This window comes from Streptomyces sp. NPDC019937 (genome assembly GCF_040631655.1).
Classification (GTDB): domain Bacteria; phylum Actinomycetota; class Actinomycetes; order Streptomycetales; family Streptomycetaceae; genus Streptomyces.
This window is the reverse complement of record NZ_JBEYAL010000030.1, coordinates 14,958-33,750: the sequence shown is the minus strand read 5'-3', so window position 1 is coordinate 33,750 and position 18,793 is coordinate 14,958. Positions and strand designations below refer to the sequence as shown.

Genomic DNA, 18,793 nt, shown 5'->3' with positions numbered 1-18,793 from the left:
TCTCGCATGCGTGCCGCTCAGGCAGGGGTGTGGCGGCGTCCGGGTTCAGATGTCGCGGAAGGTCTCGATCTGCGCGCCGATCGAGTTCAGGCGCTCGGCCAGGTCCTCGTAACCCCGGTTGATCACGTACACGTTGCGCAGCACGGAGGTGCCGGGCGCGGCCATCATCGCCAGCAGGACGACCACGGCGGGGCGCAGGGCGGGCGGGCACATCATCTCGGCGGAGCGCCAGCGGGTGGGGCCCTCGACCAGGACGCGGTGCGGGTCGAGGAGTTTGACGTGGGCGCCGAGCCGGTTCAGCTCCGTCAGATAGATGGCGCGGTTGTCGTAGACCCAGTCGTGGATCAGCGTCGAGCCCTGAGCGGCGGCCGCGATGGCGGCGAAGAAGGGCACGTTGTCGATGTTGACGCCGGGGAACGGCATCGGGTGGATCTTGTCGATGGGCGCCTGGAGCTTCGACGGCCGGACCGTGAGGTCGATCAGCCGGGTACGGCCGTTGTCCGCCGCGTACTCCGCGGTGCGCTCGTGGTCGAGCCCCATCTCCTCCAGGATGGCCAGTTCGATCTCCAGGAACTCCACCGGCACCCGGCGGATCGTCAGCTCCGACTCGGTGACGACGGCGGCGGCGAGCAGGCTCATCGCCTCCACCGGGTCCTCGGACGGCGCGTAGTCGACGTCACGGTCGATGTGGGTGACGCCGTGGACGGTCAGCGTGGTGGTGCCCACGCCCTCGACCTTGACGCCCAGCTCCTCCAGGAAGAAGCACAGGTCCTGGACCATGTAGTTCGAGGAGGCGTTGCGGATCACCGTGACGCCGTCGTGGCGGGCGGCCGCGAGCAGCGCGTTCTCGGTGACCGTGTCGCCGCGCTCGGTCAGCACGATCGCGCGGCCGGGGGAGACCGAGCGGTCGACCCGGGCGTGGTACATGCCGTCGGTGGCGGTCACTTCGAGGCCGAACGGGCGCAGCGCGGTCATGTGCGGCTGCACGGTGCGGGTGCCGAGGTCGCAGCCGCCCGCGTAGGGGATCCGGAAGCGGTCCATCCGGTGCAGGAGCGGACCGAGGAACATGATCACGCTGCGGGTGCGGCGCGCGGCCTCGGTGTCCATGGAGTCGAGGTCCAGTTCGGCGGGCGGCACGATCTCCAGGTCGGCCCCGTCGTTGATCCAGCGGGTGCGGACGCCGATGCTGCCCAGCACCTCCAGGATGCGGTACACCTCCTCGATCCTGGCGACTCTCCGCAGCGTCGTGCGTCCCGAGTTGAGGAGCGTGGCGCACAACAGCGCGACGCACGCGTTCTTGCTCGTCTTCACATCGATGGCGCCGGACAGTTGCCGGCCGCCGACCACACGCAGATGCATCGGGCCCGCGTACCCGAGGGAGACGATTTCACTGTCCAGCGCCTCACCGATGCGGGCGATCATCTCAAGGCTGATGTTCTGATTCCCGCGCTCGATGCGGTTGACGGCGCTCTGGCTGGTGCCGAGCGCCTCCGCGAGCTGTGACTGGGTCCAGCCCCGGTGCTGCCGGGCGTCACGGATGAGCTTGCCGATGCGGGAGAGGTAGTCGTCAGTCATACAGAAGAGGCTATCTCAGATATGAGATGCGCACGCGACCGGGGGGAGGGGAGGTGTAGCGGCTGTCCAGCCGGGAATTGTTCTAGTAGTACGCGAACAAGGGAGGTTGTGGTGGACCGCTCCTGGCGGCGCGCGGCTGTCGTCGCTCTGCCCTTTGTGCTGGCCTGGGCCGCTGTTCTGGCGGCCTTCGCCGTGCTGCGCGACCGGCTGCCGGATCCGCTCGCCATCCATGTCGGCCCCGGCGGGCAGGCCGACGGATTCACCGGTCTGGGTGCCTTCCTCCCGGTGGTCACCACCCTTCTGCTCGTGTTCGGCCTCCTCGCGGCGGCCGGTGCGCACGGCTTGTGGCGTGCGCGGCTCAGTGCGTGGCGGATGCTGGTCGCCACGGGGTACGGGATGGCCACGATGCTCGCGTACGTTTTCATCGCGCTGCTGGGCGCCAACGCCGGCGCCGCCCGTGCCGCCGATGTGACCTTCCCCCTGTGGCACCTGGCCGTCTCGCTCGCCGTCGCCGTGGCCGCCGGCTGGGCGGGATGGCTGCTGGCGGGCCGGGGCCCCGCCCCCGCCGACGAGGCCGACGCGGCGGCCGGACCCCGGCTGCCGCTCGCCGAGGGCGAGGCCGCCGTCTGGACGCACAGCGTCGGATCGCCCGTGCTGGCCGTCGTGGGAGCGGGCTGCACCCTGCTGGGCGTGGTGCTCACCGTGGCCATGGAGGTGACGGCGGAAGCGGTGCTGATCGCCGCCGGGCTGATCTCGGTGGCGCTGTGCCGCTGCCGGGTCATCGCCGACCGCCGGGGCCTGTCCGTCGCGCCGTGGTTCGCACCGCGCCCGCGGCTGCGGATACCGCTGGAGCGGATCGAGAAGGCCACCAGCCGCGAGGCCCATGCCCTCGGCCTCGGCGGCTGGGGCTACCGCATCCAGCCGGGGCGCAGGTCCCTGGTGCTGCGCTCGGGCGACGCGCTGTTCCTGCGGCTGGTCACCGGCAAGGAGTTCGTGGTGACGGTGGACGACGCCGCCACCGCGGCGGCCCTGCTCAACACCCTGATCGAGCGCGGCCGGCCCGCTCCTGGAACGTAAGGCTGACCATGCTCTTCCGTGTCGACCTCGGCTCCCCGGTCCCGCTGGGAGACCAGATCGCCGCCGCCGTCCGCGGCGCCATCGCCGACGGCACCCTCCGCCCCGGCGAACGCCTCCCCGCCGCCCGCACCCTCGCCGACTCCCTCGGTGTCAACGTCCACACGGTGCTCCGCGGCTACCAGCGCCTCCGCGAGGAGGACCTGATCGACCTCCGCCGAGGCCGCGGCGCCGTGGTCACCGGCGAACAGCCCACCGCCCGCGCCCGGCTCCTGGAGGGCGTCCAGAGCCTGGTGGAGGAGGCCCGGTCGCTCGGCCTGTCGGACGAGGAGGTCCTGTCCCTGGTGCGCACCCGGCTGGCGGGCGGCTGAGCCGGGCCGGAGCTCTGCCGCGACCGGCTCGGGCATATCCGCCCGAGATCACCCGTACCGGTGACCATCTCCCGTCAGGACCGCCGCCAGGGTGCGGGCCGGGCCGTCCACGGCGGGGCCGTGGAGGAGTTCGGTGCGGTGGATCAGGCGGGGTGCGGTCAGGGGGATCGCGGCGAGGCCGGGGGCGCGCTCGGCGGCCGCGTGCGGCAGCAGCGTCAGGCCGTGGCCGGCCGCGGCCAGGGCGAGGAGGGCGCTGACGTCCGTGCCCTCGTACGTCAGTGAGGGGCGGAAGCCGCCGGTGCCGCTCGCGGCGCGCAGGGCGCCGAGCGGTACCGCGGCGTCCGGTGCGTCCAGCCAGGGGGCGTCGGCGAGGTCGGCCAGCCGCAGGCCGAGCCGACGGGCCAGCGGGTGGCCGAGCGGCAGGGCCACGACCAGCGGCGTCTCCGCGACCGCGACCGTGGTGAGCGGCCCCGCGTCGGGCAGCGGCAGGGGCTCGCCGGGGGCGGCCGGGCCGTCGAGCAGCCCCAGGTCCAGCGCGCCGGAAGCGACGGCCGCCGGCAGCTCCCGGCGGCCGAGGATCCGTACGGCGGCGGCCGCGTCGGGGCAGGCGCGGCGCGTCTCGTCCAGGGCCGTGGCGACCGCGGGCGTCATGGCCAGTGGTGAGGCGCCGAGGGCCAGCCGTGCGGCGGCGGGTCCGGCCAGCCGCTCGACGTCCGCCCGGGCCGCGTCCAGCCGCCGCAGCAGCGGACCCGCGTGCTCCAGCAGCCGCGCCCCGGCGGTGGTGAGCGTCACCGGCCGCCGGGTCAGCAGCGGGGTGCGCAGATCGGCTTCGAGGGTCGCGATCTGCTGGGAGACGGCCGCCTGCGTGGCGCCGAGCCTGTGGGCGGCGTCGGAGAAGGAGCCGCAGTGGGCCACGGAGACGAAGGTGCGGAGCAGATGCGGATCCATGGGGACAAGTATCGCGGCTCGGCAGGGCCGTTCACGGGTCTGCCGGATACCGGGGCCGAGGCCGGGTACCGCGATCCGCACGGCATGACGCCGCCGGGTGGCAGGGCTGAGCTGACCCGCGCGAGGGCCATGTATTAGAGTTATCTCGACATCGAGATATCTGTCGGCGGGCGCTACCGTCGCGCCGCACCGGTAAGGGTGACCTAACTTAGCCTTACCTTAGCGGATCGGCGCGGGCATGTCGCGGCAGCATTGCGGTGGTACGCGCGTAATTCATGCATGAAGGAGACTGTCGTGTCGGCGAACAGCTTCGATGCCCGCAGCACCCTGCAGGTGGGCGACGAGTCGTACGAGATCTTCAGGCTGGACAAGGTGGAGGGGGCCGCCCGCCTCCCCTACAGCCTGAAGGTTCTGCTGGAGAACCTGCTCCGCACGGAGGACGGCGCCAATATCACCGCCGACCACATCCGAGCGCTCGGCGGCTGGGACTCCCAGGCCCAGCCGAGCCAGGAGATCCAGTTCACGCCGGCCCGCGTGATCATGCAGGACTTCACCGGTGTGCCCTGCGTGGTCGACCTCGCCACCATGCGCGAGGCCGTCAAGGAGCTGGGCGGCGACCCGGCGAAGATCAACCCGCTGGCCCCAGCCGAGCTGGTCATCGACCACTCCGTGATCGCCGACAAGTTCGGTACCAAGGACGCCTTCGGCCAGAACGTCGAGCTGGAGTACGGCCGCAACAAGGAGCGCTACCAGTTCCTGCGCTGGGGCCAGACCGCGTTCGACGAGTTCAAGGTCGTCCCGCCCGGCACCGGCATCGTCCACCAGGTGAACATCGAGCACCTGGCCCGCACCGTCATGGTGCGCAACGGTCAGGCGTACCCGGACACCCTCGTCGGCACCGACTCGCACACCACCATGGTCAACGGCCTCGGTGTGCTCGGCTGGGGCGTCGGCGGCATCGAGGCCGAGGCCGCGATGCTCGGCCAGCCGGTCTCGATGCTCATCCCGCGCGTCGTCGGCTTCAAGCTGACGGGTGAGCTGAAGCCCGGCACCACCGCCACCGACCTCGTGCTGACCATCACCGAGATGCTGCGCAAGCACGGTGTCGTCGGCAAGTTCGTCGAGTTCTACGGCGAGGGCGTCGCCGCCACCTCGCTGGCCAACCGCGCCACCATCGGCAACATGTCGCCGGAGTTCGGCTCCACCGCCGCGATCTTCCCGATCGACGACGAGACCCTGAACTACCTCAAGCTCACCGGCCGCTCCGAGCAGCAGGTCGCGCTCGTCGAGGCGTACGCCAAGGAGCAGGGCCTGTGGCTGGACCCGGCCGCCGAGCCGGACTTCTCCGAGAAGCTGGAGCTGGACCTGTCGACGGTCGTCCCGTCGATCGCCGGCCCCAAGCGGCCCCAGGACCGCATCGTGCTCGCCGAGGCGGCGCAGCAGTTCGCCCAGGACGTCCGCAACTACGTCGCCGAGGCGGAGGAGGACGAGGCGGGCAAGGAGTCCTTCCCGGCCTCCGACGCCCCGGCCGTCTCCAACGGCGTACCGAGCAAGCCGACCCTGGTCACCGCCCCCGACGGTTCGACGTACGAGATCGACCACGGCGCCGTCACCGTCGCCGCGATCACCTCCTGCACCAACACCTCGAACCCGTACGTCATGGTCGCCGCCGCCCTGGTGGCCAAGAAGGCGGTCGAGAAGGGCCTGACCCGCAAGCCGTGGGTCAAGACCACCCTGGCCCCGGGCTCGAAGGTCGTCACCGACTACTTCGACAAGGCGGGCCTGACCCCCTACCTCGACAAGGTCGGCTTCAACCTCGTCGGCTACGGCTGCACCACCTGCATCGGCAACTCCGGCCCGCTGCCGGACGAGGTCTCCAAGGCCGTCAACGAGGCCGACCTCGCCGTCACCTCGGTGCTCTCCGGCAACCGGAACTTCGAGGGCCGGATCAACCCCGACGTCAAGATGAACTACCTGGCGTCCCCGCCGCTGGTCGTCGCGTACGCCATCGCCGGTTCGATGAAGGTGAACATCACCACGGACGCGCTGGGCACCGACCAGGACGGCAACCCGGTCTTCCTCAAGGACATCTGGCCGACCGAGGCCGAGGTCAACGACGTGGTGGCCAACGCCATCGGCGAGGACATGTTCAACAAGTCCTACCAGGACGTCTTCGCCGGCGACGCCCAGTGGCAGGCGCTGTCGATCCCGACCGGCAACACCTTCGAGTGGGACGCGGAGTCCACCTACGTCCGCAAGCCCCCGTACTTCGAGGGCCTGACCATGGACCCGGCCCCGGTCGAGGACGTCACCGGCGCCCGCGTCCTGGCCAAGCTGGGCGACTCGGTCACCACCGACCACATCTCCCCGGCCGGTGCGATCAAGGCCGACACCCCGGCCGGCAAGTACCTCACCGAGCACGGTGTCGAGCGTCGTGACTTCAACTCCTACGGCTCCCGCCGAGGCAACCACGAGGTCATGATCCGCGGCACCTTCGCCAACATCCGGCTGCGCAACCAGATCGCGCCCGGCACCGAGGGTGGCTACACCCGCGACTTCACCCAGGACGGCGGGCCGGTCTCCTTCATCTACGACGCTTCGCAGAACTACCAGGCGGCCGGCACCCCGCTGGTCATCCTGGCGGGCAAGGAGTACGGCTCCGGCTCGTCCCGCGACTGGGCCGCCAAGGGCACCGCGCTGCTCGGCGTCAAGGCCGTCATCGCCGAGTCGTACGAGCGCATCCACCGCTCGAACCTCATCGGCATGGGCGTCCTCCCGCTCCAGTTCCCCGAGGGCGCCTCGGCGCTGTCGCTGGGCCTGACCGGCGAGGAGACCTTCGACATCACCGGCGTCACCGCGCTCAACGACGGCGGCATCCCGGAGACCGTCAAGGTCAAGGCCGGTGACGTGGAGTTCGACGCCAAGGTGCGCATCGACACCCCCGGCGAGGCGGACTACTACCGCAACGGCGGCATCATGCAGTACGTGCTGCGCTCGCTGATCCGCAAGTAAGGCGCTGTCACGCCACGGACGGGCCGTACCCCTTGTGCAGGGGTGCGGCCCGTTCGCATTTCTCAGAGAAACGCGCCGGAGGGGATGTACGGCGACGGCGGCCGCATGCCGCGCAGGCACACGTAGCCCGCGTTGGACAGCTCAAGCCCCGCCACGATGCCGACGTCCACCGCCCACTCCTGCTCGGCCGTCAGGTTCTCCACCGCCACCTCCGTGCCCTCCGGGAGGCTGAGCAGGGCGGCGGTCAGCAGTCGGCCCGCCAGCCGGCGGGAGGTCGCGGCGAGCAGTTCGACGTCTCCGTCGGCGCCGACGTAGCAGTAGCCGCTCCCGGCCAGGTCGTCGACGACCAGCAGCCGCGAGTGCCGCAGCATCTCCTCGTGGTCGGGGCCGTGGGCCCCGCCGCGGGTGCGGCGGTCGACGGAGTCCATCAGGTCCCGGTGCCGCTCCGTGCCCTCGTGGACCGCCCCGTCCAGCGGGGGCAGCCGCGTCTTCAGCTCCTTGTCGACCGTGCCGCGCAGCCGCATCGTCGGATGCAGGGTGAACCCCGCCCGCCGGTAGGTGGCCGCCGCGCGCGGATCCCGCGACCCGCAGATGATCCCGCGCAGACAGGCCCGCCCGTACAGCAGCGCCGCGGCCAGCAGCTCCCGGCCGATCCCGCGCCGCTGGGCCCGGGGCAGCACGGCGAACAGCGCGAGCCCCCAGGTGCCTTCGCGGCGCGTGGACAGCACCGTGCCGACCGGCATCCCCACATCGTCCACGGCGAGCCAGCAGCCGCCCGGATCGGTCCGCGCCAGATGGCGGTTGCGGCTGTCGACGCGGGCGAGCCGGTCGGGCGGCCAGTCGGCCGCCGGTTCGCCCCGCAGGGCCCGCGAGGTGTCGAAGGCGGCCGAGGCCACGGTCCTCACGGCCTCGGCGTCCTCCTCGGTGTCACGTAGCTGGCGGAGGATCATGCGGACCATCATGGCGCGAAATCTGCCGAGGGCTAATCCACCGGCGCGCGTCGCCCTCAGTGGGCAACAGTCCCGTTATGAGACTGCTGATGCTGGGCGGAACGGAATTCGTGGGACGCGCCGTCACCGAGGCGGCCCTGGCCCGCGGCTGGGAGGTCACGGCGTTCCACCGCGGACGCCATGCCCCGCCGCCGGGAGTCACGGTGCTGCGCGGCGACCGCACCGCGCGCGGTGGGCTCACCGCGCTCGAAACCGGCGTATGGGACGCCGTCGTCGACACCTGGTCCGGTGCCCCCTCGGCCGTACACGACACGGCCCGCCTCCTCGCCGGTCGCGTCCATCACTACGCCTACGTCTCCACCCGCTCCGTCTACACCCACCCGGCCCGCGCCGGACTCGCCGAGGACGGCCCGGTGGTGGAGGCGTCCCCGGACGACGGCGACGACACCGACTACGCCCGCGCCAAGCGGGGCGGCGAACTCGCCGCGCTCGCCGCCTTCGGCGACCGGGCGCTGCTGGCCCGGCCCGGGCTGATCCTCGGCCCGTACGAGAACATCGGCCGACTGCCCTGGTGGCTGACCCGCATCGCCCGCGGCGGCCCGGTCCTCGCCCCCGGTCCGCGCACCCTGCCCCTGCAGTACATCGACGCCCGCGACCTGGCCGCCTGGCTCCTGGACGCCGCCGAGCGCGGCCTCGGCGGCCCGTACAACACGGTCAGCCCGCCCGGCCACACCACGATGGGCGAACTCCTGGAGACCTGCGTACGCGTCACCGGCGCCGCCGCCGACCTCCGCTGGACCGACCCGGACCGCATCCTGGCCGCCGACATCGCCCCCTGGACCGACCTCCCGATCTGGATCCCCCCGGGCGAGCTGCACGACACGCTGCATGCCGCCGACGTCTCGAAGGCGGTGGCGGCGGGCCTGCGGTGCCGTCCGGTCGGGGAGACGGTGGCCGATACGTGGACCTGGCTGCGCGGCTTGGGCGGCGAGGCCCCGCAGCGTGCGGACCGGCCGGTGGTGGGGCTGGATCCGGAGAAGGAGGCGGAGGTGCTGGACGCCTTGCGTCAACGCCAATAGCGGCTGCATGCGTTCGGGTGAAGGGAGGGCAAATGCCGTTGGCACTTGCCCTCGCATCTTTAGCGTTCAACGCATGGTCAGTTCCTCACACGAAGCGCTCCACCGGATTTTCCAGGAGGACACCGGTGCCGTCATTCGAGCGCTCAGACAGCTACTCGGCGTCCCATTTCCCGAGCCGGACAGGGCGTTTGTCGTCAGCCCGGACCTTACCGAGATCGCGCCGATCGAAAGGCGCGTGGACACGTTGCTCCAGGTTGAGACCAAGGATGACGGCACATACTTATTCGCCATCGAGTCGCAGAGCAGGAGGGATCCGAAGAAGCCCGCGGCCTGGGCCTACTATCTCTCGTACATGCATGCGAAGTTCGGTCACCAGCCGGTGCTGATCGTGCTCTGCCCGGATGAGGCTACGGCCCGCTGGGCCGCCCGCCCGATCACGCTCGGCATCCCCCATCACCCCTCCTTGACGGTACGCCCGCTCGTTCTCGGGCCCGGCAACGTTCCCGTCATCATGGATGCGAAAGAGGTGGCCCGGGATATCCCGATCGCTGCCTTCTCTGCGATGACGCATAGTAGGGATGAAAACGTCGATGACATACTGAAGGTGCTGGGGACCACACTCACCAAGACCCTTCCCCTCGAAGAGGCGACCATGTACGCCGAGCTCGTCGCAGCGGGACTCGGGAACACCACGGCACGAAAGACTTGGAGCGACCTGATGTCCGCGTTGCTGAACTTCTTCCGTTCCGAGCACGCCCAGCGAGCCTTCGCCGAGGTTCGGGCTGAAAAGGGTGCGAAGGATGTTTTGCGGGTGCTCGGCCGTCGAGGGATCGAGGTCACCTCCGAGGCCCGTGAGCGCATCCAGTCGTGCAAGGATCTGGAACTCCTGGACATTTGGCTAGACCGGGCCGTGACCGCGTCTCGCGTCGAGGAATTGTTCGACTGATGGGCGCGCTGATGAACTACTTCCGTTCGCAGCACGTCCAGCACGCCTTCGCGGAGGTGCGCGCCAACGATCTCCTGCGGTTCCTCAAGGCTCGGGGGATTGAGGTCACTGCCGAGACGCGTGAGCGCATTGAGTCGTGCAAGGACATGGATGTCCTCGGCACCTGGCTGGACCGGGCCGGGACCGTCTCTCGTGCTGAGGAGCTGTTCGCCGACGGCTAGGGCTGCGGCCCTCGGACAGGGGAGACGTCGATGAACCCGGCGGCCGTCGAAGCCCCGCTCGGGGAGGGTCAGCTTACGGAGACGCTCTCGACGCGTGGCTGGGCGATGCGCTGGAAGTCCTGACTGTGCAGGGCGATCGAGCAGTCCAGACGGGCCGCGTTGAAGAAGAACTCAGGTTCCTTCAGCAGGGCGGGATCGACGACGAGTTCCAGGCGGTCGTCGAAGGAGAACGGCAGGATGGTGCCGGTGGCGCTGCCGGCCAGCTCCTCGGCGATGTCCTGTGAGGCGAAGCCGGCGTACGTTCCCCCGTACAGTTCCTTCACCGCTCCCAGGCGACGCGCCTGTCTCCAGGGATCACGGTCAGCACGAACCGTTTCTCCTTCTTGCTGATCTTGACCATGACGATCAGGCACTTCGCGGCTTGGTGCAGCGCATGGCCGCGCAGTCGGCTCACCGCTTCCGTCTCGCCTTCGGGGGCGTGTTCCCGTACCCGGTACGACGCAGGTGGGCCATTACAGCACGTCAGCGGTGAAGCGGTGAGCGTGACTTGTTTTCGAGGTCAGCGATGCCCGTCTGGGCGGCCGGGGAGAACGCATGCGCGAGGGAGCTTGAGGCGCCCCGGCGCGGTGATATGCAGACAGATCATCCCCGGTTTCGGGACAAGTGGGCACAAGATTGAGACAGCCGACCCCGGTCATGTTGTTCTTGGTTAGCCTCGCCGGGCAGCGTCAGCGCGAAGCCGATCACTTAGCGCAAGGAGAGGTCTTCTCTTGACCACCTCGCTCGTCTCTGTGACCACGCTTGCCCGGTGCCTATCAGGCAACAGCTATGTGCACCTGCCCGCCCCGAGGCATCTCGCCTGCTGTCGGACTTCTCCCAGACGGCCTGGTGGGGCTGGGACGAATTCCGCGCCAGCTGGCAGCCCATGCCGCTGGACACCTATTCGTCCTCATGGCGCTGGTCGACCGCGACAACGTCACCGGCGGCGAAAGCACCGTTTACAGCGTCGAGAAGCAGCCGCTGACCTCCTTCACCCTCACCGAGCCGCGTGAGCTGGTGTTCGTCAACGACGAACGCGTCTTCCACGGCGTCAGCCCCGTCCTTCAGGACGACTCATCCTGCCCCGTCCACCGGGACGTCCTGGTGATCACCTACCGTCATCGCGCCTGATTTTCACCACCGCGCCATAGCCAAGGAGTCGGTCCCGTGGCCGAGATCATCGCCGTCGCCGTCATCACGGTCCTGGCCGTCATCAGCCCCGGGGCCGACTTCGCCATGATCGTCCGCAACAGCTACCTCTACGGTCGCACCGCAGGCCTGTTCGCCGCCGTGGGCATCAGCCTCGGCGTCCTGGTCCACGTCACGTACACCATGCTCGGTGTGGGCCTGCTGTTGTCCAGGACCCCCGCCCTGTTCACCGTGGTCAAGATCGTCGGTGCCTGTTATCTGGTCTGGATCGGCTACAAGACGTTTTCGGCCCGCGCCGAGATCAACACCACGGCAGAGGCCGTCGGCACGGAATCGCGTGCTTCCCGCCGGCGGTCCCTGCGCACCGGGTTCCTCACCAACGCCCTCAACCCGAAGACCATGCTCTTCGTCGTCAGCACCTACACCCAGGTCGTTGACCGTGACACCCCCCTCGCCCAGCAGGTCGGCTACGGGCTCTTCATGTCGCTCGCCCACCTGATCTGGTTCGGCCTCGCCGCCGGCCTCTTCTCCGCCCCCGCCCTCCGCAGCCGCATGCTCCGCCGCCAGAAGACCCTCAACCGAACCATTGGCGCCATCCTCATGGCGTTTGGTCTCTCCCTCGTCTTCGCCTCCGCCTGAGCCACTGGGCATGGGCGGGACGCCACCTCGTGAAAGCGCGGGGCTAGGGCTGTGGGGAGCGGACGGGGGAGACGTCGATGAACCACTCCCGGCCAAGGAGCAAGCCGAAGAGGGGGGACGGCAGGCGGATCATCTTGCGGAAGACGGCGCTTGAGCGGCCCGTGCCGTTGATCTGGGAGCGGTGGGCCGCCAGGGCGGCCTGCTTCTGGCGGGCGTAGCGGCGGACATCGAGGCGGTGGGTGATGTCCGACCGGGGGCTGAAGCGGGTGCTCAGCTCCTCGGCGGTGAAGCGGAGGGGGATCCGCAGCCGGTGGGCCAGGCGGACCAGGCGTTCGGCGGTGTCGCGGGGGACCGTTGCCTCCAGCACCCTCGGCGTCTTGGCCAGCTCGGCGGCGCGACGGCCGACCTGGTGGACCTTGATGTGGTCGCGGTGGCCGTAGCCCCCGTGGGGGTCGTAGTGGAGCAGCATCGACGCGTCCTCGTCGCGGAGGATCGTGGCCAGCCGCTCGGCGGCCTCTTCCGTGTCCGCGCGGACGAAGCGCGCGCGGTCCGGCGGGTCGGGGTAGAGGAGCGGGCCGTGGCCGCTGTCCGCGTAGCCGAGGTGGACGACGCGGTCGACGCCCAAGAGGGCGGCGCTGGTGCGCAGTTCGTGCAGGCGGGGTGACTCGGCCTGCGTCGGTGCCGCGTCCACGAGGCCGTCCGTGGCGACCACGACCACCACCCGGTGCCCCTCGTGGGCGAGCCGGGCGAGCGTGCCGCCGGTCAGCAGCGCCTCGTCGTCGGGGTGGGCGTGGAATGCCAGGACGGTAGCCATGCGGTCCATCCTGGCATTCGGGGGCGGCACGGCGCGCCTTATCGGTCCTGGGCGAGCCCGTCGAACGCCCCGGCCTTGGCCGCGCGTATGAAGGTGCCGAGCGTGGCGGGGGTGGTGGTGAGGATGACGTCCGGTTCGTCGCTCTCCCGGAGCGCGATGGTGTGGGGGGCGGGAGCGGCGACATAGAGGCAGTTGGATGCCTGAGCGCAGTACGAGGACTTCTGCCAGTCATGGATGCGCACGTTGGTTCCCCTCAGATACTTTGCTCAATGCGGTGGATGAGGTCCCTGGACGCTGCGGGCTTGTGAGCGTACTGCTCCATACGGTCCAGCACACTTCGGTAATTGACCAGTTGGGCCTCTGCGTCGAGTAGTTCGACGCCGTGACTCGTATCGAGTTCGACGGTGTCGAGCTGCGGCACGGGGCCTCCGAAGTAGTCGACGGATTGACCGGAGCCGGGAAGTGGTCCCGCTCCGAACGGAATCACCACGATGGTGATGTTGTCCCGCTCACCCATGTCGATCAGGTGCTGAAGCTGCCCACGGGCCACCGTGGAGCCCCCGTATCCCATGCGGAGAGCCGCTTCGTGAATGATCGCAACCAAGGGAGTCGGAGCGTCCCCGTAGAGGATCGCCTGCCGCTTGATGCGGTGTGAGACGCGGTGCTCCACCTCGTATGGTGCGAGCTGCGGGATGCCCGCGTTGAAGACCACCCGGGCGTGTTCGGTGGTCTGGAGCAGCCCTGGGATGTGGACCATGGTGGCGACGCGTACGTACGTGGCGTGGTGTTCCACCTCGGCCAGGTCGAGCAGCCCGACTGGCAGAAGCTCGCGGTACTCCTCCCACCACCCTCGCGTGCGCGCGCCGGTCATGGCGGCGAGTGCGTCGATGTAGTCCTGGTCTCCGCACGAGTACAGGCGAGCCAGGGTCCGGACGCGGTCGGCGCTCACTCCGTGGCGGCCCGCCTCGATGTTGCTGATCTGGGTCTGGTTGCCGCCCAGGCGACCTGCTGCCGTCGCGGCAGACATTCCCGCGCGCTCGCGGAGCTTGCGGAGTTCGGCGCCGAGGCGTTGTCGTCGCGCGGTTGGCGGGTTGCTCGGTGGCATGTCGGTTCCCTCCCTTGTCCCCCACAAGAGGGTATCTGTAATAGATTCGAGGTAAGTCAAGTAAAGGTTTAGGTGTGTCCCGTTATGGTGTGAACCACGTCACCGTACGTGCATGGCCCAATTCCCCTTCCTGACGGGAGACTTCCATGGTTGCCTTCGACTTCGACCAAGAACTCCGCGACCTCGCACTCGACCAGGCGCCCCGCGTCTTCGCCGTCGCCGTGCAGTACGAGGTGGAACCCGGCGCGCTGGACGGGGAAATCGCCGCGTGGGGGCTGGCGTACGGGGACGGGAGCGCGCACGTTGTCACCGCCAACGGGCAACACCGGCTCAGCCTCACTTCACCCGAACGAGCGACGTGGTGGTTCGGGCGGGAGAAGGGGATCACCGCGCGGCTCGTGTGGTTCGCCGCGCCCACGGCGCCCGCCTTCGAACGGGCCGAGGCGGCCTGAGACCGGCTCTCGGGCGCGGGCATCGTCTCGCGCCTTCGGCGCATGGAGCATCGGCGGGGCCCGGGGCGGGGCCCGCGCCGTCGCCGTCCGGCGGGGCGCCGTGGCGTTTGCGGGGAGTTTGATCCGTCAACACAGGGCACATGGGCGCCATGGCGCGGCTCAAACTCACCGCAACTGAGCGGGCTCACCTCACCAACCCCATGTGCCACAGGCCCCGCCCCATCCGGTCCGACGGACGGCAATGGCGCGGACTGGGACCCCGGGGCCGCCGCATGCTCCAAGCGCCGCAGGCGCGAGACGGCGGGGAAGAGGGCCGGGCACGTTCACGCCGCCCGACCCACCCCCATGGCTCAGCCGAGCAGTTCGACCTCTGCCAGTGTCGACTTGTCGTCCGGCACCAGGCGGTAGTGCTCGTACGTACCCGGCGTCCGCACCGTGAAGACGCGGGTCTGCTTGTCCCAGGACCAGGACTCATCCGTCCGGCGGTCCAGGTCCTTCCAGGCCTTGCCGTCCGGCGAGCCCTGGAGCACCCACCCGGCGGGTGCCTTCGTACGGTCGGCGGAGGTGAGGGTGTATTGGACCGCGCGGCCCGCCTCCTCGACCGGCAGGTCCACCGACTCGAAGGTCGTCTCCGTCCCCGACGTGTCGTCCAGCAGCGCGGTGCCACCGCTCGGGACCGTCAGATCGTGGCGCAGGGTGGGAACCTTGTCGTCCTTCGTGATGGAGGACGGGGCCGCCTTCGCGCCCGTGCCCCACTTCGACGGCTCGGCGCCCATCGTGAACTCCAGCGTGCCGCCCTCGGCGAGGACCGAGTGGGGGAGGGCGGTGGAGTTCCACGGCTTGCCGTTGACCTTCAGCCCCTGGACGTAGACATTCCGCGCGCTGTTGCGCGGCGCCTTGATGACCAGATCGCGGCCGTTCTCCAGGTGCACCGTGGCCTTGGTGAACAGCGGCGAGCCGATCGCGTATTCGGAGCCGCCCATCACCAGGGGGTAGAAGCCGAGCGCGCTGAAGATGTACCACGCGGACTGCTCGCCGTTGTCCTCGTCGCCGTGGTAGCCCTGCCCTATCTCGCTGCCGGTGTAGAGGCGGGCCAGCACCTCGCGGACCTTCTCCTGGGTCTTCCACGGCTGTCCGGCCGCGTCGTACATGTACGTCACGTGGTGCGCGACCTGGTTGCTGTGCCCGTACATGCCCATCCGGACGTCGCGTGCCTCGGTCATCTCGTGGATGACGCCGCTGTAGGAGCCCTTGAAGTCGGGGGAGGCCGTCTCCGGGGTGGAGAAGTAGGTGTCGAGCTTCTTCGCCAGCCCGGAACGCCCGCCGTAGAGGTTGGCCAGGCCCCGGCTGTCCTGCGGGGCGGAGAAGGCGTAGCCCCAGCCGTTGGTCTCGGTGTAGTCGTAGCCCCAGATGCGCGGGTCGTACTTGTCGGACGGCACACGCCACTTCCCGGCCGTGTCGCGGCCCTGGAAGAAGCCCGCCTTGTCGTCGAAGAGCGTGACGTAGTTCTGGGCACGGTGGAGGAAGTAGTCGGACTCCTCCTTGTAGCGGGCCTTCTTCGTCTTCGCGTAGAGCGCCTTGCCCATGTTCGCCAGGCCGAAGTCGTTGAGGTAGCCCTCCAGTGCCCAGGACAGGCCCTCATGGGTCTCGGTGCTGGTGTAGCCGAGGAAGGGGGAGGTGGACATGCCCTTCCGCCCCACCCCCGGCGAGGGCGGCACGGCGGTGGCGTTCTTCAGCGCCGCCTCGTACGCCGCCTCGGCGTCGAAGCGGACGCCCTTGAGGTACGCGTCCGCGAAGGCCACGTCCGAGCTGGTGCCGGTCATGAGGTCGGCGTAGCCGGGGGAGGACCAGCGGGAGATCCAGCCGCCGTCCTTGTACTGCTGGACGAAGCCGTCGACCATCTCCCCCGCGCGCTTCGGGGTCAGCAGCGAATAGGCGGGCCAGGTGGTGCGGTAGGTGTCCCAGAAGCCGTTGTTGACGTACACCCTGCCGTCGACGATCTTCGCGCCGGTGCGGGTCGGGGTGTTCTCCCCGGCGGCGGGCGAGAAAGGGCTCGCGTACTGGTAGCGCGGCTTCCGCGCGGTCCCGGTGTTCTCGTAACCGGAATTGGGATAGAGGTACAGCCGATAGAGGCTGGAGTAGAGCGTGGTGAGCTGGTCGCGGCTGGCTCCCTCGACCTCGATACGGCCCAGGATGTCGTCCCAGGCGCTCTGGGCGCTCCGTTTGACCTGCTCCAACGAGGCGGAGGCGGGGATTTCGCGCGCCAGGTTGGTCTTCGCCTGGTCGACGCCGATGAGGGAGGTGGCGATGCGGAGGGTGACGGTACGGTCCGCACCCGGGCGGAAGCGGAAGTAGCCGGTGACGTCCTGCCCGCCCCCTCCGGGCAGCTTGCCGTTCGCGCTGACGGGCGCGTCGAAGACGCCGTAGACGAACATCCGGGTGGCGCCGGCGGACTGGTCGCTCTTGACGTCGGAGTAGCCGGAGACGACGCCGTGCTCGGCGTCGAGGGTGAGCCCTCCGTCGTTGTCGACGTTGTCGAAGATGACGCTCGCGTCCTCACCCGGATAGGTGAAGCGCATGACCGCCGCGTGGTCGGTGGGCGCGATCTCGGCCTTGAGGCCGTTCTCGAAGGTCACGCCGTAGCCGTACGGCCGGGCCGTCTCCTTCTCGTGCCGGAAGGGGAGCGCGCGGGCGGTGCGGGAGGCGTCCGGGGTGCCGGAGGCGGCGGACGGCATCACCTGGAACGTCTGCCGGTCGCCCATCCAGGGGCTCGGCTCATGGCTCGCGCCGAACGCCTGGATGGTGGGGAGGTTGTCGTCGTTGTTGGCGCGGGCGTATTCGTAGAGCCAGCTGGTGGAGCCCGCGTTGGTCACCGGCGTCCAGAAGTTGAAGCCGCCCGGGACGGCGGTCGCGGGGAAGTTGTTGCCGCGCGAGAAGCTGCCGCTGGAGTTCGTGCCACGCGTGGTCACCGCGTAGTCGGAGAGGTGCTTCAGTGGCTTCTCGGGCGCCTTGGGAGCGAGCGAGATGTCGTCCACCCAGCCGCGGAACTTCGCCGGGCCGCCCGGGGAGTCGTACGCGACGAGGATCCGGTCGACCGTCTTGCCCGCCGCGACGGCCCCGATCCGGGACTCCTTGTGGTTCCACTGGTTGACGTACAGCGTCTTGGAGGCCGCCTGGCCCTGCGGGCTCATCCGGGCCCCGTGCTGGTCCACCGCGCGGGGCAGCTCGCTCAAGTAGGTGCCGTCGGTGAAGGCGAGGTCGACCGACACATGGGTGGCGGGATAGCTCAGGTCGGTCTCGGGCATCGACGGGAAGATCCGGTACGAGAGCAGGGTGTCGCGGGTGACGGCCGTGTTCACGTCGAAGACCTTGTTGTACGAGTACGCCCGGCCGTCCGGGGTGTGGGTGCCCGCGTACCGCAGGGCGTGGGTGCCGGTGAAGCCCGCGTTCCGCTTGGCGGTGGGGGAGCCGGAGGGGCCCTGGTCGACCAGGCTGCGCATGTCGGCGGGGGCGGGCGGGCTGGTGTCACCGTTGCCGAACTGCACCTCGGCGAGCTGGGTGGCGTCCGCGCCCCTGTTACGGGTGATCTCCAGGCGGAAGTGGCGGTAGGGGGCGGCGCCCTCGACGGGGAACTCCCGGGTCTGGTGGGGCTTGTCGAACGCCTCGTTCTCGCGGGTGTCCAGGGTGGTCCAGTCGGAGCCGTCGGCGGAGCCCTTGAGCGTCCAGTCGGCCGGGTCGCGCTCCGGGGCGTCGTTGGCGGAGGTGAGGGCGTAACGGACGACGGCGACGGGCTCGGAGAGGTCGAATTCGAGCCAGGGCGTCCGGTCGAACGCGAGCCACTTGGTGGTGACCTCACCGTCGACCAGGTTCTCCTTGGTCTCGCCCGCGTCGGTGTACTCGCCGCTCGCCCGGATGCCGGTGACCTTGTCGGTCACGTTCCCCGGGATGCCGGTGGTGTAGCCGCCGTCGACGCCGTCGGCCTTCTTCGCGCCGTCCGGGGTGGTCTCGACGGTGTTGCGCCAGTCGGGCTGCGGATCGTCCGCTTCGAAGGACGAGGCGAACGCCGTCCCGGCCCGGTCCGCGGCCGCTCCGGGACTCCGCGGAACGGCGGTCGCCACGCCCTGGGCGGTGACCGCCAGCAGAGCGGCCGCCACCAGGGCGGCCGCTCGGCGTAACGGAGGTCTGCGTCTGAGCCGTCTCTGTCGCATACTCGGCCTCTCAACGAGTCTGACAACGTTGTCGATTGGGTGGGGCAAGGATAAGTAGGGCGTTGCGGGGAGGGTGGTGTCAAGGTGACGGCGGCGCACAACCCGTGCGGGTGAGCACGTGGCCGAGCACTCCATGCGAGTGATCTTGGGCTGGCGACCGCGCGACGCGGGCCGCAGCCGCGCGGCGGATGCGGCCCCCGTCCATGACGGC

General features: G+C 69.8%; 18 protein-coding genes. 9 read left to right on the top strand and 9 right to left on the bottom strand.

What is annotated here, in order from left to right; genetic code table 11:
- Nucleotides 1-45 precede the first annotated feature (45 nt).
- Nucleotides 46-1,575 (bottom strand): UDP-N-acetylglucosamine 1-carboxyvinyltransferase, encoded by a 1,530-nt coding sequence (locus ABZ562_RS27610; protein ID WP_055549643.1) that lies wholly within the window; start codon nucleotides 1,573-1,575, stop codon nucleotides 46-48.
- Nucleotides 1,576-1,686: 111 nt separating this feature from the next.
- Between ABZ562_RS27610 and ABZ562_RS27605 the strand changes: the two genes are divergently transcribed.
- Both ABZ562_RS27605 and ABZ562_RS27600 read left to right on the top strand, forming a co-directional pair.
- Entirely contained in the window at nucleotides 1,687-2,652 is a 966-nt protein-coding gene (locus ABZ562_RS27605; RefSeq protein ID WP_361484645.1) for a hypothetical protein, read from the top strand.
- Nucleotides 2,653-2,660: 8 nt separating this feature from the next.
- Entirely contained in the window at nucleotides 2,661-3,020 is a 360-nt protein-coding gene (locus tag ABZ562_RS27600; RefSeq protein WP_361484643.1) for a GntR family transcriptional regulator, read from the top strand.
- 48 nt (nucleotides 3,021-3,068) lie between these two features.
- On the opposite strand, the gene ABZ562_RS27595 is transcribed toward ABZ562_RS27600, so the two are convergent.
- The gene (locus ABZ562_RS27595) at nucleotides 3,069-3,968 is read right to left on the bottom strand and encodes a LysR family transcriptional regulator (protein ID WP_361484641.1); all 900 of its coding nucleotides are present in this window, start codon (nucleotides 3,966-3,968) and stop codon (nucleotides 3,069-3,071) included.
- Between the two features lie 294 nt (nucleotides 3,969-4,262).
- Here ABZ562_RS27595 and acnA point away from each other — a divergent pair, with 294 nt between their 5' ends.
- Nucleotides 4,263-6,980 carry an aconitate hydratase AcnA gene (acnA, locus tag ABZ562_RS27590; RefSeq protein ID WP_361484639.1) on the top strand — a complete coding sequence of 906 codons (2,718 nt, stop codon included), beginning with the start codon at nucleotides 4,263-4,265 and terminating at the stop codon, nucleotides 6,978-6,980.
- Between the two features lie 62 nt (nucleotides 6,981-7,042).
- Here the strand turns inward: acnA and ABZ562_RS27585 are convergent, their stop codons facing one another.
- Nucleotides 7,043-7,930, bottom strand: a complete 888-nt coding sequence (locus tag ABZ562_RS27585; protein WP_361484637.1) for a GNAT family N-acetyltransferase — start codon at nucleotides 7,928-7,930, stop codon at nucleotides 7,043-7,045.
- Between the two features lie 77 nt (nucleotides 7,931-8,007).
- On the opposite strand from ABZ562_RS27585, the gene ABZ562_RS27580 reads away from it, so the two are divergent.
- From ABZ562_RS27580 to ABZ562_RS27570, 3 genes are all read left to right on the top strand, one after another.
- A complete protein-coding gene (locus tag ABZ562_RS27580) occupies nucleotides 8,008-9,009 on the top strand; it encodes an NAD-dependent epimerase/dehydratase family protein (protein ID WP_361484635.1) in 1,002 nt (333 codons plus the stop codon).
- 73 nt (nucleotides 9,010-9,082) lie between these two features.
- Nucleotides 9,083-9,955, top strand: coding sequence for a hypothetical protein (locus tag ABZ562_RS27575; RefSeq protein ID WP_361484633.1), 873 nt, complete (start codon nucleotides 9,083-9,085; stop codon nucleotides 9,953-9,955).
- On the top strand, nucleotides 9,955-10,176 hold the full coding sequence (locus tag ABZ562_RS27570) for a hypothetical protein (RefSeq protein ID WP_361484631.1): 222 nt from the start codon (nucleotides 9,955-9,957) through the stop codon (nucleotides 10,174-10,176). The genes ABZ562_RS27575 and ABZ562_RS27570 overlap by 1 nt, the downstream gene beginning before the upstream one ends.
- A gap of 68 nt (nucleotides 10,177-10,244) precedes the next feature.
- On the opposite strand, the gene ABZ562_RS27565 is transcribed toward ABZ562_RS27570, so the two are convergent.
- Both ABZ562_RS27565 and ABZ562_RS27560 read right to left on the bottom strand, forming a co-directional pair.
- Entirely contained in the window at nucleotides 10,245-10,499 is a 255-nt protein-coding gene (locus ABZ562_RS27565; protein WP_361484629.1) for a YbaK/EbsC family protein, read from the bottom strand.
- On the bottom strand, nucleotides 10,496-10,630 hold the full coding sequence (locus ABZ562_RS27560; protein WP_361484627.1) for a hypothetical protein: 135 nt from the start codon (nucleotides 10,628-10,630) through the stop codon (nucleotides 10,496-10,498). The genes ABZ562_RS27565 and ABZ562_RS27560 overlap by 4 nt, the downstream gene beginning before the upstream one ends.
- Before the next feature lie 374 nt (nucleotides 10,631-11,004).
- On the opposite strand from ABZ562_RS27560, the gene ABZ562_RS27555 reads away from it, so the two are divergent.
- A complete protein-coding gene (locus ABZ562_RS27555) occupies nucleotides 11,005-11,346 on the top strand; it encodes a 2OG-Fe dioxygenase family protein (protein WP_361484625.1) in 342 nt (113 codons plus the stop codon).
- A gap of 36 nt (nucleotides 11,347-11,382) precedes the next feature.
- Nucleotides 11,383-12,003: a LysE family transporter gene (locus tag ABZ562_RS27550; protein ID WP_361484623.1), complete on the top strand. Its 621-nt coding sequence runs from the start codon at nucleotides 11,383-11,385 to the stop codon at nucleotides 12,001-12,003.
- A gap of 43 nt (nucleotides 12,004-12,046) precedes the next feature.
- On the opposite strand, the gene ABZ562_RS27545 is transcribed toward ABZ562_RS27550, so the two are convergent.
- Genes ABZ562_RS27545 through ABZ562_RS27535 form a run of 3 tightly spaced genes read right to left on the bottom strand, consistent with a single transcriptional unit; the run spans nucleotide 12,047 to nucleotide 13,922 of the window.
- Nucleotides 12,047-12,817 carry a PIG-L family deacetylase gene (locus ABZ562_RS27545; RefSeq protein ID WP_361484621.1) on the bottom strand — a complete coding sequence of 257 codons (771 nt, stop codon included), beginning with the start codon at nucleotides 12,815-12,817 and terminating at the stop codon, nucleotides 12,047-12,049.
- Between the two features lie 38 nt (nucleotides 12,818-12,855).
- Nucleotides 12,856-13,059 (bottom strand): DUF397 domain-containing protein, encoded by a 204-nt coding sequence (locus ABZ562_RS27540; protein WP_361484619.1) that lies wholly within the window; start codon nucleotides 13,057-13,059, stop codon nucleotides 12,856-12,858.
- Nucleotides 13,060-13,070: 11 nt separating this feature from the next.
- Nucleotides 13,071-13,922, bottom strand: a complete 852-nt coding sequence (locus tag ABZ562_RS27535; RefSeq protein ID WP_361484617.1) for a helix-turn-helix transcriptional regulator — start codon at nucleotides 13,920-13,922, stop codon at nucleotides 13,071-13,073.
- Nucleotides 13,923-14,068: 146 nt separating this feature from the next.
- Here ABZ562_RS27535 and ABZ562_RS27530 point away from each other — a divergent pair, with 146 nt between their 5' ends.
- Complete coding sequence (locus ABZ562_RS27530; RefSeq protein ID WP_361484615.1) at nucleotides 14,069-14,374, top strand: hypothetical protein; 306 nt, start codon at nucleotides 14,069-14,071, stop codon at nucleotides 14,372-14,374.
- 350 nt (nucleotides 14,375-14,724) lie between these two features.
- Here ABZ562_RS27530 and ABZ562_RS27525 read toward each other — a convergent pair whose 3' ends face one another.
- A complete protein-coding gene (locus ABZ562_RS27525) occupies nucleotides 14,725-18,582 on the bottom strand; it encodes a GH92 family glycosyl hydrolase (RefSeq protein ID WP_361484613.1) in 3,858 nt (1,285 codons plus the stop codon).
- Nucleotides 18,583-18,793 lie beyond the last annotated feature (211 nt).